Here is a 12,991-nt window from a genome sequence, read left to right as displayed (position 1 = left end):
AGCCCATGACCGAACCTATCCATCCGGACAGCCTGACCGATCCTCGCGACGCCGCCGCGTATTGGTTCGCACGCGTCCGCTCGGACGATATGAGCGCTTCGGAGCGCCATCGGTTCGAGGCCTGGCGCCGCGCCGATCCGGCCAATGAAAAGGAATACCTGCGCACCCAAGGAATCTGGAACGCGACCGGCAGGATTCCAGCGGACCGGTTGCGGGCGCTGATGGCTGAAGGGACGGCGCCAGGCGCGGTTCATCGAGGACACGTCGATCAGGGGCAAGCCGCTCGGGGGCATGTCGATCATGCCCGGCAAGGCAGCGGACGGCCGGGCATGCAGCGGCCCGTCGCGCCTGCTCCCCGCCGGCGCCTGGTATTCGGGCTGGGGCTGGGCACCGCCTGTTGCGTGGCGGTCGCGGCTGGCGTAGCGCTGCCGCGCTGGCTGGAAACGCCCAGCTACGACCAGAGCCTGGCCACGGGCCACGGCGAACGGCGGCAGGTCGCCCTGCCCGACGACTCGGTCATTGAATTGAATACCGACACCAATGCCACCGTGCGCCTGTACGGCGACCGCCGCGTGGTCGACCTGTCCGCCGGTGAAGCCGCGTTCACGGTCAGCCACAATGCCGCAAGACCGTTCTACGTCCAGGCGGGCGCCACCACTGTCCGCGTCACCGGTACGCGTTTCGTCGTGCGCCAGGATGCCGATACCGTCCTGGTCGCCGTGGAGTCAGGCTCGGTCGAGGTCAGCAACGGCCCATGGTGGCAGCGCGACAAAGCTGCGTTGACCGGTGGGCAGTCCGTGCGCAGCCAGCCCGGGGGCGGCCTGAATACGCCGGAAACCACGGATGTCGCCGCTTTGCTGGCCTGGCGCCAGGGCCGCGTGATTTTCCGCGATACACGTCTGGCCCTGGCGGTCGCCGAAATCAACCGCTATGCCCGCACGCCCATCCAATTGGCCGACGCCTCACTGGCCGACATCCGCATCGCCGGCGTCTTCAGTACCGAAAACACCCAGGCCTTCCTCGACCTGCTTCCGACGATCGCGCCGGTACGCGTGCGCCATCTCGACGATGGCCGCCTGGTGATCCAGCGGCGCTGACCGCGAGGGTGGCCTCCGGGCCACTCAAAAGACAATAAGAATACATCTTGTTTCAATTCACCGAGTCATTTCCATCAGGGGTCCGCGCTCGCTCGGCGTCTGTGTCATGAGGCCCCGCCATTCGCGGCCGGGCCGCAACCGTACGCCCCCTCGGACCCACGCGGCAAAGAACCGCGCTCTCACACAGAATCTGGAAATCGTTTCGTGGAATTACGCCCCGCTGACCATCTGGCGCAACGCGCCGCCCCGCCGCAACGCCGCGCCCTGTCCTACGGCCTGACGGCTCTGGCCGCCGCGCTCTGCCTGGCTTGCAGCGCCGCCGCGCACGCCGCGCCGGCCGAAGACGCGCCCGTCTACGTCAATCTTGCCGCGCAGCCGCTGGGCAGCGCGTTGATACAGCTGGCCAATCAATACTCCCTGTCGCTGGCCTACTCCCCGGACATCGTCGCAGGCCTGAACGCCCCCGCGGTCTCGGGCAGCCTTACCGCCGACCAGGCGTTGCAGCGCCTGCTGTCCGGCACGGGCATCGAATTCACGCGCAACGGCAGCAACCTGTCGCTGACCCGCGCCGCGCCAGGCGCATCTGCCACGACGCTGTCCACCGTCACCGTCACCGCGGAATCCGCCGACGCCAGGACCGAGGGCACGGGCTCCTACACGACCAGGAACGTCACCCTGGGCAAGGGCGAAACGGCGCTGCTGGACATCCCGCAATCGGTCAGCGTCATCACCCGCCAGCGGATGGACGACCAGAACATGACGACCATCGGCGACGCCATGCGGCAGGCGACCGGCATCACCACCAAGGTCAACGACAATCCTTACCTGAACAACCAGTATTTCGCGCGGGGCTATGCCTTGTCGTCCGAGCTGGACGGCATTCCCTCCTACAGTTCCTTGAACGTCGGCGCGCCGCAGTTCGACCTGGCCATGTACGACCGCATCGAAATCATCCGCGGTTCCGCCGGCCTGCTGGAAGGCAGCGGTGAACCGGGCGGCCTGGTGAACTTCGCGCGCAAGCGGCCCACTGCGGATTTCCAGGCGTCGGGGAGCATCTCGGCCGGCTCCTGGGACTACTATCATTCGGATCTCGACGTCTCCGGCTCGCTGAACCAATCGCAAAGCCTGCGCGGCCGCGCCGTCATCTCGGGCACCGACCAGAACCACTTCTACGGCAATTCCAACGCGCAATCCGCGATGCTGTATGGCATCGTCGAATACGACATCGATCCCGCCACCCTGCTGTCGGTCTCCGGCACGGTGCAGCGCGTCGTGCGCAAAGGCATCATGTCGCAGCTGCCCACCTACAGCAACGGCAGCCTGCTGGACATCTCACCCAGGGACAATCCTTTCCCGGACTGGTCCAGCGCCCACCAGAACACGGAAGAAGGGTTCATCGAGTTGAACCACAACTTCCAGAACGACTGGAAGGCGCGCGCCAGCTTCCGCTACCGCCATTCCACCAATGACGCCAAGTACGTGGGCGTCTACACGGACGTCGATCCGGTCGACAACACCGCAAGCTATTTCCCCGCCGCCGACAAGACGGAATTCGGCTGGGCCGGCGCGGACGTCAACTTCAGCGGACCGTTCCAACTATTCGGCCGCACGCATCGCCTTTTGATCGGCGCGAACTACGACAGGCTGGACAGCAAGGACAACTACTCCGACGTCGATGGCGGTACCATCGACTTCGACCAGCTGGTCCACATCCCGGAACCGTCGCTGCCTTATACCGGGGTCTACAAAGTCCGCACCGAGCAGTTCGGCGTCTATGGCCAGGCCCGCTTGCAGATTCTCGATCCGCTGACGCTGGTGGTGGGCGGCCGCGTGTCGAACTACAAGCAGTATGTCGGCATCGGCGACTATGGCACGTCGCCCGACATGGAAAAGCAGCCTGGCAACGTCAGCCACAAGGTCACGCCCTACGCCGGCCTGATCTACAAGGTCACGCCGGACACGTCCGTCTACGCCAGCTATTCGGACATCTTCGTACCGCAGTCGCAGCTCAGCGCCAGCGGCTCGGCCCTGCCGCCGCGTAGCGGGCGGCAATACGAAGCCGGCGTCAAGAACAGCATGTTCGACGGCAAGCTCAATGCGTCCGCCGCCGTCTTCAGGCTGCAGGACCGCAACCGCGCGTACTACGTCAGCGACGTCTTCTATTACCGCGCGGCGGGCCGCGTCGACATGAACGGCTTCGAGGCGGAAGTCACCGGTTCGCCGTTGCCGGGGTGGGACTTGAGCGCCGGTTATACCTATCTGGATCCGCACTACGAAACCGAGCAGGACGACCTGTCCATGGTCACGCCCAGGCACAATATCAAGCTCTGGAGCAATTACCGCTTCCAGCAGGGCAGCACCCTGGAAAAATTCAATGTCGGCGCCGGCATTCTGGCCTCCAGCCCCCTGAAAAGCAGCGCGGTCAACACGCCGGGCTACGTGACTGCTTCCATGCAGGTCGGCTACCAGATCAACCCCAAGACCAGCGCAACGCTGACCGTGGACAATGTGCTCGGCAAGACCTATTACCAATCCCTGGGTTACTACGGCAATCCGCGCAGCGTCATGCTGGCCTTGCGCACCCGCTTTTGAGCCAGCCGCGCCTGACCAGCCGCCACTAGATCGCGACCGTCGGTGCTTCCTTGATCACCTGCCGCAAGGCGGTGGCGAAGCGCCGTGCGGTGGTCGACAGCGGACTGTTCGCCGCATGCAGCAGCTGGATCTTGTGCGGCAGCACGGGATCCGTGGGGCGCAGCACGAAGTCGCGCTGGAAGTCGGGGTGGTAGCCGAAGGATTCGATCAGGGCCACGCCGACGCCCTGCCGCACCAGGGCCAGCGCCTCGGGCGTTGCGCGGATTTCGATATCCGGTTGCAAAGGGGTTTCGCCCGAGTTCAGGAACCGCGCGGCCAGGCGGCCGAACGGGGTTTCCGCTTCATACCCGATCAATAAATGTCCACGCAGATCTTCCGCCTGGATGCGCGAGCGCGCGGCCAGGGGATGACCGCGCGGAATCGCACAGCCCAGCCAGCCCGCGCCGATCTCTTCGGCAGCGACGTTGGCATTGGCGGGCGGCGACATGGACGCGATGCCGAAATCCGCATGGCCCAGCAGGATGTGCGGCAACAGCATGTCGAAAGCCAGCGGGCGATAGCGTATCGCCGTGCCGGGATGCTTTTCCCGAAAGCGCTGGATGGTGCGGGGTATCAGCCACTCGCTGAAGCTGGGACTGGAAACCAGGCTCAGGGTCCCCTCGACGCCCGACCCCAGCCCGGTCGCCAGGGTGTTGAAGCGGTTGACATGATCGAAGATGCGCTCGGACTCCGCGAACAGCCGGCGTGCCTCGGGGGTCGGCTGCAGACGCCCCTTGACCCGCTCGAACAAGGGATAACGCAAGCGGTTCTCCGCCGAAGCCAGGATGCGGCTGACGGCGGGCTGGGTGACGAACAGCATGCGGCCCGCCTCGCTCAGGGAGCCCGTCAGCATCACCGCGTGAAAGACTTCGATCTGCCGCAGGCTGAGCGCAGCAGCGGCGCCCGGGGCATTCAGGCCTGCCATGGTCTGGTCCAAGTAAATGCGGAAACAAGCCTGGGATTGTAGGCGGCAACAGCCCGCGCCGCGGATCGCCGCCAGACGCGGAGACAGGGCCCGTGCTGCCGACGCGACACTCCCGCATGATGAATTGCTCACAAGCTATAACAAAATGCGTACCCGGGTTTTCCCTGACCCGCTCACAGCTACAAAAAAATCAATTATTTATCAGCCACTTGCTACTCATCAGGAGCACCCATGCTGCACCGCACCAGGGTCTACCCTTAGATTTACAGCCCCGGGGCGACGGGCCATTCTTCTCGCAACAAAGCCCCAAAAGCCATCAGGAACCGTCTGCCATGTCCCGCAACATTACCGTCGCCGCCGCCCAGCTCGGCCCAATACAGAAGTCGGAGGGCCGCGAGGTGGCCGTGGGCCGCATGTTGCGCCTGCTGGAGCGCGCCCATCAACGTGGCGCCGAAGTCGTCGTGTTCCCGGAACTGGCACTGACCACCTTCTTCCCCCGCTGGTACACGGAAAACCTGGACGAAGCCGATCACTGGTATGAGAAGACCTTGCCGTCGGTCGAAACCCAGCCGCTGTTCGACGCCATCCGCCGCTACGGCATCACCATCTACCTGGGCTACGCGGAAATCGCCCATGAGGCCGACGAGCAGGGTGTGGTGCGCAAACGCCGCTTCAACACGGCCGTCATCATCGCCCCCAACGGCGAGGTCATCCTGAAGTACCGCAAGGTCCACCTTCCCGGCCACGCGGAGTTCGCCGAGCACCGCAAGGTGCAGCATCTGGAAAAGCGCTATTTCGAAGTCGGCAACCTGGGCTTCCCGGTCGTGCGCGCCCCCGTCGGCAAGGCCGGCCTGGAAGTCAACCTGGGCATGCTGATCTGCAACGACCGCCGTTGGCCCGAAGCCTGGCGCGTGCTGGGCCTGCAGCAGGTCGAACTGGTCTTGCTGGGCTACAACACGCCCGCGGTGAACCAGGACAACCGCGGTTTCGAAGCGCATCACCTGCGCGTGGCGCACTCGCAACTTGCCATCCAGTCCGGTTGCTACCAGAACGCCTGCTTCGGCGTGGCGGTGGCCAAGGCCGGCAAGGAAGATGGCTTCGAACTGTTCGGCCACTCCATCATCGTCAACCCGCAAGGAGAAATCATCGCCATGGCGACCTCGTGGGATGACGAACTGATCGTGGCGGACTGCAACCTGGACATGTGCGAACTGGGCCGGACCACGGTTTTCAATTTCGAAAAGCATCGCCGCCCCGAAGCCTACGCCCGCATCACGGAACAGACCGGCAGCGTGGCGCCGGCGCTGTGGACGCCCTCCAAGGCCTGAATCATGAACCTGACGCCCCTACCCTCCACCATCGAGCATGAAATGCTGGGCACCCTGCGCGTGCCGGGCTATGAAGACGTGCTGGCCGCCGCCGACCGCATCGCGCCCTACGTGCGCCGCACCGCGCTGCTGCGTTCGCCCAAGCTGGACGAACTGGCGGGCGCACCGGTCTGGCTGAAGCTGGAGAACCTGCAAATCACCGGTTCGTTCAAGGCCCGTGGCGCTTTCAATGCCTTGCTCAACCTGGACCCGGCCCAACGTGCCCGCGGCGTGGTGGCCTACTCGACGGGCAACCATGGCCAGGCCGTCGCCTGGGCCGCGCGCACCCTGGGCATACCCGCCACCATCGTCATGCCGGTCGATGCACCCGCCAACAAGGTGGAAAAAGCCCGCCGCCACGGTGCCCAGGTGGTGCAGTACGACCGTACTCGTGAAAGCCGCGAAATCATAGGCATGCGGCTGCTGGAAGAAACCGGCGCCGTCCTGGTACCGCCCGGCGATCATCCTGACGTGCTGGCCGCGCAAGGCACGTTGGCGCTGGAAGCGCTGCACGACCTGCCGCCCGCGGCCCTGCAAAATCTTGGCCTGTTCGCCACGCCCTGCGGCGGCGGCGGCATGGCGGCAGGCTGCGCCCTGGCCCTGCAAGCCCTGGCGCCGCATGCGCGCCAGGTGGTGGCCGAACCGGCCGGCTATGACGATACCGTGCAGTCGCTGGCCGAAGGCAAGCGCGTGCCGAATGTCCCGGGCGCGCAAACGCTGAGCGATGCGCTGATGGCCGCCATCCCGGCCGAACTGCCCTGGGCCATCAACGGCCGCCGCCTGGACGCGGCGGTCGCCGTGACCGATGAAGAAGTCGAGGCGGCCATCCGCTTCGCCCTGGATGAACTGCGCCTGGTGGTCGAACCCGGCGGCGCGGTAGCGCTGGCGGCCTTGCTGGCGGGCCATATCTCCACGCAAGGCAAGGACAGCGTCATCGTCCTGTCGGGCGGCAACATCGACCTGCCCCTGCTCACGCGCATCGCCGGTGAGGGGAACTGAAACCCGCATCGAAACCCTCATTGGATCGATATCCGCGAATTTCGCAGCAACCCTGACATTCCCTTTTTTTCGCAGCACATTTCGTTAGTCCAGGCGCGCCACTCGTAGGGGGCGCGCCGCCCAAAACTTCTATAACAGTCCAAGGAAATCCATCATGCCGTCATCCTTCATGCGCCGCGCCGCGCGCCTGCTCACCGCTGGTAGCGTCGTCGCCGCTGCCGCCCTGCCCGTCGCCGCGCACGCCGAATACCCCGATCGCCCGGTCACCATCGTCGTCCCGTTCAACACGGGCACCACGCCGGACATCGTGACCCGCCTGCTGGCATCGGTCATCAGCAAGGACACCGGCGGCAATTTCGTCGTGCAGAACAAAGTGGGCGCCTCCGGCATCATCGGTACCCAGTACGTCGCCAACCAGCCCGCCGACGGCTACACGCTGGCCTTCGCCAACGTGGCCACGCTGGCCATCAACCAGTCGCTGTACTCCAAGCTGCCTTATGACGCCGACAAGCAGCTGGCGCCCGTGGCCCTGACCGGTTCCGTGCAGAATGTGCTGGCGGTGCGTCCCACCCTGGGCGTGAAGACGGTCGCCGACCTGATCGCCCTGGGCAAGAAAGAGCCCGGCAAGCTGGTGTTCTCCTCCGGCGGCAACGGCACCACGGGCCACCTGAGCGCGGCGATGTTCGGCACCATGGCCGGCGTCAAGATGATGCACGTCCCCTACAAGGGCGGCGTCGAGGCCGATCTGGCCGTGTTGCGCGGCGAAGCCGACATGGTGTTCGACAACATCTCGTCGATCGCCAACTTCATGGATCAAGGCAAGGTCATCCCGCTGGCCGTCACCGGCGCCACGCGCGATCCCCTGTTGCCCAACCTGCCGACCCTGGATGAACTGGGCCTGAAGGGCTACAAGGCTGTCGCCTGGACCGGCTACGTGGCACCCGCCGGTACCGACCCCAAGATCCTGGACTGGTTGAACGCCGCCATCAACAAGGCGCTGGCCGAGCCGGAAGTGCAGGCCAAGCTGAAGACCCTGGCCTATGTGCCCATCATCAAGCCGCGCCAGGCCCTGTTCGACATCGCCCATGAAGAACGTCCGGTCTGGGCCAAGGTGATCAAGGACGCCGACGTTCACATCGACTGATCGAACGGTAGCGACGTCCACGTCGACCTTTCCATGCCGCCCGCGCCGTCGCCGACTTGAGGGACTGTCTACAGCCCCGGTCCCGACGGCGCTTCATTTTCTGGATAAGTTTCATGCCCAGCCCCACTCAGACTCACTACGACATCCTCATTCGCGGCGGCACGCTGGTCGACGGTTCCGGCGCGCCCCGTTACGCGGCGGACCTGGCCATCACCGGCCAGCGCATCGTCGCCATCGGTGATCTGGCGGCAGGCACCGCGGACCTGGTGATCGATGCCACCGGCAAGGCCGTGACGCCCGGCTTCATCGATTCCCACACGCATGACGATCGCTACCTGATCACCGACCCCGCGATGCCGGCCAAGCTGAGCCAGGGTGTCACCACCGTGGTGACCGGCAATTGCGGCTTGAGCCAGGCGCCGTGGCTGCCCGGCAAGCGCCAGGAAGTACCCGCCCCCATCAATCTGCTGAGCACGGACACGGCGGATTTTCCGTTCGTCACCTTTGCCGCCTACCTGGAAAACCTGGAACGCCATCCTCCAGCGGTCAACGCCGCCTGCCTGGTGGGCCACACCTCGCTGCGCGCGGCCGCCATGGACGACCTGGACCGCCCGGCCAACGACGCTGAAATCGCCCACATGCAGGACCTGTTGCGCGAAGCCATGCAGGCCGGCGCCATCGGCCTGTCCACGGGCACGGCGTATCCCACCGCCATGCCGGCCACCACGGAAGAATTGATGGGCGTGGCGCAGGTGCTGCGCGAGCACGGCGGCATCTATGCCAGCCACATCCGCGACGAGGCCGACCAGATTTTCGCGGCGCTGGACGAAGCGTTCGCAGTGGGCGCCGCCGGCCAAGCGCCCGTGCTGGTGTCGCATCACAAACTGATAGGGCCGAAGAACCACGGCCGTTCGGTGCAGACCCTGGCCCACATCGCCGCGGCCGCCGAACGCCAACCCGTACGGCTGGACGCCTACCCTTACGTCGCCGGCTCGACCATCCTGCGCAAGGACCGCCTGGCCGTGTCCAGCCGCGTCATCGTCACCAAGTCGAAGCCGTTGCCGCAATATGCCGGCTGGGACCTGGACAAGATTGCCGCGGACATGGGCGTGACGGCCGAGGAAGCGGTCGACGCCCTGCAGCCGGCAGGCGCCATCTACTTCATCATGGACGAACGCGACGTCGAACGCATCCTGGCCTATCCCGGCACCATGATCGGGTCGGACGGCATGCCGCACGACCCCGCGCCGCATCCGCGCCTGTGGGGCACCTTCCCGCGCGTGCTGGGCTACTACTGCCGTGAAATGCAGCTGTTCACGCTGGAAGAGGCCGTGCACAAGATGACCGGCATGACGGCGGGCTATTTCCGCCTGCCCGAACGGGGCCTGCTGCAGACCGGCAACTACGCCGACATCGTGATCTTCGACCCCGCCACCATCGCCGACACCGCCACCTGGTCATCGCCCACGCGCCAGGCCAAGGGCATAGACTGCGTCCTGGTCAACGGCGCCATGGCCTGGCGTGACGGCGCCAGCACCGGGTCGCGCACGGGCGCGGTGGTCCGGCCCGGGCAAGCGTAAATTACGGGCCGAAGCGTAAAAACATCCGCTGGTACACTTCCTGACCGCTTTCTGAGACGATGCGCACGGTGCCGCGCGATCCGCGCGCCTCGTGACGGATCACGAATGGAAGAAAAGGAAATCCCCGAGTGCCGACGATGAACTACGTCGCGGCCGCGCTGTTCGCGGTCGCGCTGCTGCACACTTTCTGCGCGCCCTTGTTCCTCAAGGCGGCACACAAGAACGGCCGTCATAGCGGGCTGCTGCACCTGCTGGGCGAAGTGGAAGTGGTCTTCGGTTTCTGGGCCGGTGTGCTGCTGATCGTCATGGCCATCGTCGGCAGCGGCGCGGACGCCCTGCAGTACGCGGAAACACGCAACTATACGGAACCGGCCTTCGTCTTCGTGGTGATGGTCATCGCCGCTTCGCTGCCCGTGCTGACGGCGGTGATGCGCGGCGTGGACACCATCGCGCGCTGGCTGCCCGTGCCCACTGCCACCGCCAAGGCCTGGCTGTGCCTGAGCCTGGTGCCTCTGCTCGGCTCCCTGATCACGGAGCCGGCCGCCATGACCATCGCGGCGCTGATGCTGGCGCCCCAGGTGTTCCACAAGCACATGCCGGAACGCCTGAAGTACATCGCGCTGGGCGTGCTGTTCGTAAACATCTCCATCGGCGGCACGCTGACGTCCTACGCCGCGCCGCCTGTGCTGATCGTGGCCCATACCTGGGGCTGGGACACGGCATTCATGCTGCAGCATTTCGGTTGGAAGTCCGCGGTGGCGGTGGTGATCAACGGCACCCTGGCGACCCTGGTGCTGCGGGCGCATCTGCGTTCGACCGATACCTCGGCCAGCAAGGCCACGGCGCGGCCGGTCTCCACCACGGCCATCGTCGTGCACCTTATCTTCCTGGCCGCGGTGGTGCTGATGGCGCATCACCCCATCATCTTCATGGGCCTGTTCCTGTTCTTCATCGGCTACACCCAGGCGTACCAGCAAAGCCAGGACCGCCTGATCATCCGCGAGGCCTTGCTGGTCGGCTTCTTCCTGGCGGGCCTGGTGGTGCTGGGCGGCATGCAGCAATGGTGGCTGCAGCCCATCGTCAGCGCGCTGGAGCCCAAGGTGCTGTTCTTCAGCGCCACGGCCCTGACGGCCATCACCGACAATGCCGCACTGACTTACCTGGGCTCGCTGATCGAGGGCATTTCCGACCAGGCCAAGTACATGCTGGTCGCCGGCGCCGTGGCCGGCGGCGGCCTTACCGTCATCGCCAATGCCCCCAACCCCGCGGGCGTGTCCCTGCTACGCGGCAACTTCCGCGACGAGTCGGTCAGCATGGGCGGCCTGTTCCTGGGCGCGCTGGTACCCACCTGCATCGCCATGGCCGCGCTGTTCCTGCTCTGAGGATTGAGCGCTGCCATTCATTGTTGTACGATGACATACGAGGCAGCCACCCGTGGCGCTTGCCCCGTTGGCGCAACGGTCCGGCTACCCCGGGCATCGTCCTTCCCCATTCCCCTACTCGCGCCGGCCTGACGCCGGCGCGCGCTTATCTCGGAGATATGCATGAACCTCACCGGATCCATGTTGATCGGCGCATCGGCCGTGCGCGGCACCGGCCGCGACCTGCACGCCATCGACCCGGCCCGCGGCGTCAAGCTGGAACCCGCTTTCCCCGCGGGCACCCGTGACGACGTCCAGCGCGCCGCCGCCCTGGCCCAGGACGCGTTCGATGTCTACCGCAACGTGCCGCTGGAGACCCGCGCGCAATTCCTCGAAACCATCGCCGAGAACATCCTGGCGCTGGGCGATGCCCTGATCGAACGCACCCACCTGGAAACCGGCCTGCCGCTGGCCCGCCTGCAGGGTGAGCGTGGCCGCACCGTCGGCCAGTTGCGCCTGTTCGCCCGCGTGGTGCGCGACGGCTACTTCCTGGACGCCACCATCGACCCCGCCCAACCGGAACGCCAGCCCCTGCCGCGCGTGGACCTGCGCCTGGCCAATGTGCCGCTGGGCCCGGTCGTGGTCTTCGGCGCCAGCAACTTCCCGCTGGCCTTCTCGGTGGCCGGCGGCGATACCGCATCCGCCCTGGCCGCGGGTTGCCCGGTCATCGTCAAGGCGCACAACGCCCACCCGGGCACCGCTGAAATGGTCGGTCTGGCCATCCAGAAAGCCGTCGCCAAGCACGGCCTGCCGGAAGGCACGTTCTCGCTGCTGTTCGGCGCCGGCAATGAAATCGGCACCGCGCTGGCGGAACACCCCGCCGTCAAGGCCATCGGCTTCACCGGCTCGCGCCGAGGCGGCCTGGCCCTGCTGGCCGCGGCCAATGCACGCCCCGAACCCATCCCGGTCTACGCCGAGATGTCCAGCATCAACCCGGTCTTCCTGCTGCCGGCCGCGCTGAAGGCTCGCGCCGACACCATCGCCCAGGGCTTCGTCGATTCCCTGGTGATGGGCGTCGGCCAGTTCTGCACCAACCCCGGCCTGGTGATCGGCATCGAAGGCCCCGACCTCGAACGCTTCCGCCAGGCCGCCGCCAAGGCCGTGGAAGCCAAAGGCGCGGCCACCATGCTCACGCCGGGTATCTTCTCGGCCTATGCCGAGGGCGAAGCCGCCCTGGCCGGCAATGCCTGCGTCAAGACGCTGGGCCGTGGCGCTGCATCGAATCCGGCCGCCAGCGCCGCCGGTCCCGTGGTGTTCGGCACCGATGCCGAACGCTTCCTGGGCCATCGCGAGCTGGAAGCGGAAGTCTTCGGTCCCGCCTCCCTGGTCGTCGCATGCAAGGATCTCGCTGAAGTGCGCAAGGTCGCCGAACACCTGGAAGGCCAATTGACGGCCACCCTGTTCGTCGATGCCGCCGATGAAGCCGACGCCCGCGCGCTGCTGCCGGTGCTGGAACGCAAGGCCGGCCGCATCCTCGCCAACGGCTACCCCACCGGGGTGGAAGTCAGCCATGCCATGGTCCATGGCGGCCCCTTCCCCGCCACGTCCAACGCCGCCACCACCTCGGTCGGCGCCACCGCCATCCGCCGTTTCCTGCGCCCCGTCAGCTATCAGAACCTGCCGGACGCGCTGTTGCCTGACTGGATCAAGCAAGCCAATCCGCTGGGCCTGACCCGCCTGGTGGACGGCAAGCTGACTCCGGCCGAGTAAGCGTCCGCCCAGGCGTCCTGTTCCCGCAACGGAAATGGACGCCTGGCCCGAGCAAACGAATTAACGGTTTTAATCCAGCCAAGTATGTTGTACGATGACATACATCAGTGCCCGACT

General features: G+C 66.1%; 9 protein-coding genes. 8 read left to right on the top strand and 1 reads right to left on the bottom strand.

Annotated elements, in window-relative coordinates; translation table 11 throughout:
• Window positions 1-5 precede the first annotated feature (5 nt).
• Together CEY05_RS27955 and CEY05_RS27950 are read left to right on the top strand one after the other, a co-directional pair.
• Window positions 6-1,097, top strand: coding sequence for a FecR family protein (locus tag CEY05_RS27955; RefSeq protein ID WP_088600551.1), 1,092 nt, complete (start codon window positions 6-8; stop codon window positions 1,095-1,097).
• A gap of 204 nt (window positions 1,098-1,301) precedes the next feature.
• Window positions 1,302-3,689 (top strand): TonB-dependent receptor, encoded by a 2,388-nt coding sequence (locus CEY05_RS27950; RefSeq protein ID WP_088600550.1) that lies wholly within the window; start codon window positions 1,302-1,304, stop codon window positions 3,687-3,689.
• 25 nt (window positions 3,690-3,714) lie between these two features.
• On the opposite strand, the gene CEY05_RS27945 is transcribed toward CEY05_RS27950, so the two are convergent.
• Complete coding sequence (locus CEY05_RS27945) at window positions 3,715-4,653, bottom strand: LysR family transcriptional regulator (RefSeq protein ID WP_088600723.1); 939 nt, start codon at window positions 4,651-4,653, stop codon at window positions 3,715-3,717.
• Window positions 4,654-4,985: 332 nt separating this feature from the next.
• On the opposite strand from CEY05_RS27945, the gene CEY05_RS27940 reads away from it, so the two are divergent.
• The 6 genes from CEY05_RS27940 to CEY05_RS27915 all read left to right on the top strand — a co-directional run bounded on the left by CEY05_RS27940 (window position 4,986) and on the right by CEY05_RS27915 (window position 12,874).
• Complete coding sequence (locus CEY05_RS27940) at window positions 4,986-5,981, top strand: N-carbamoyl-D-amino-acid hydrolase (RefSeq protein WP_088600549.1); 996 nt, start codon at window positions 4,986-4,988, stop codon at window positions 5,979-5,981.
• Between the two features lie 3 nt (window positions 5,982-5,984).
• Window positions 5,985-7,019 carry a threonine/serine dehydratase gene (locus CEY05_RS27935; RefSeq protein WP_088600548.1) on the top strand — a complete coding sequence of 345 codons (1,035 nt, stop codon included), beginning with the start codon at window positions 5,985-5,987 and terminating at the stop codon, window positions 7,017-7,019.
• A gap of 154 nt (window positions 7,020-7,173) precedes the next feature.
• The gene (locus CEY05_RS27930; protein ID WP_233161746.1) at window positions 7,174-8,163 is read left to right on the top strand and encodes a tripartite tricarboxylate transporter substrate binding protein; all 990 of its coding nucleotides are present in this window, start codon (window positions 7,174-7,176) and stop codon (window positions 8,161-8,163) included.
• Window positions 8,164-8,276: 113 nt separating this feature from the next.
• Entirely contained in the window at window positions 8,277-9,743 is a 1,467-nt protein-coding gene (locus tag CEY05_RS27925) for an amidohydrolase family protein (protein WP_088600547.1), read from the top strand.
• 137 nt (window positions 9,744-9,880) lie between these two features.
• Entirely contained in the window at window positions 9,881-11,125 is a 1,245-nt protein-coding gene (locus tag CEY05_RS27920) for a putative Na+/H+ antiporter (RefSeq protein WP_088600546.1), read from the top strand.
• A gap of 162 nt (window positions 11,126-11,287) precedes the next feature.
• Window positions 11,288-12,874: an aldehyde dehydrogenase (NADP(+)) gene (locus CEY05_RS27915; protein ID WP_088600545.1), complete on the top strand. Its 1,587-nt coding sequence runs from the start codon at window positions 11,288-11,290 to the stop codon at window positions 12,872-12,874.
• Window positions 12,875-12,991 lie beyond the last annotated feature (117 nt).

It is taken from the genome of Achromobacter sp. HZ34, assembly GCF_002209485.1.
Lineage (GTDB): Bacteria > Pseudomonadota > Gammaproteobacteria > Burkholderiales > Burkholderiaceae_B > Bordetella_C.
Note: the sequence above shows the minus strand (reverse complement) of the source record. Positions and strands in the feature narration are given on the sequence as shown.

Excerpts from the sequence above, each read along its gene's own strand:
- CEY05_RS27955 (WP_088600551.1), top strand. The coding sequence starts at position 6 with ATGACCGAACCTATCCATCCGGACAGCCTGACCGATCCTCGCGACGCC.
- CEY05_RS27945 (WP_088600723.1), bottom strand. The coding sequence starts at position 4,653 with ATGGCAGGCCTGAATGCCCCGGGCGCCGCTGCTGCGCTCAGCCTGCGG.
- CEY05_RS27940 (WP_088600549.1), top strand. The coding sequence starts at position 4,986 with ATGTCCCGCAACATTACCGTCGCCGCCGCCCAGCTCGGCCCAATACAG.
- CEY05_RS27935 (WP_088600548.1), top strand. The coding sequence starts at position 5,985 with ATGAACCTGACGCCCCTACCCTCCACCATCGAGCATGAAATGCTGGGC.
- CEY05_RS27930 (WP_233161746.1), top strand. The coding sequence starts at position 7,174 with ATGCCGTCATCCTTCATGCGCCGCGCCGCGCGCCTGCTCACCGCTGGT.
- CEY05_RS27925 (WP_088600547.1), top strand. The coding sequence starts at position 8,277 with ATGCCCAGCCCCACTCAGACTCACTACGACATCCTCATTCGCGGCGGC.
- CEY05_RS27920 (WP_088600546.1), top strand. The coding sequence starts at position 9,881 with ATGAACTACGTCGCGGCCGCGCTGTTCGCGGTCGCGCTGCTGCACACT.
- CEY05_RS27915 (WP_088600545.1), top strand. The coding sequence starts at position 11,288 with ATGAACCTCACCGGATCCATGTTGATCGGCGCATCGGCCGTGCGCGGC.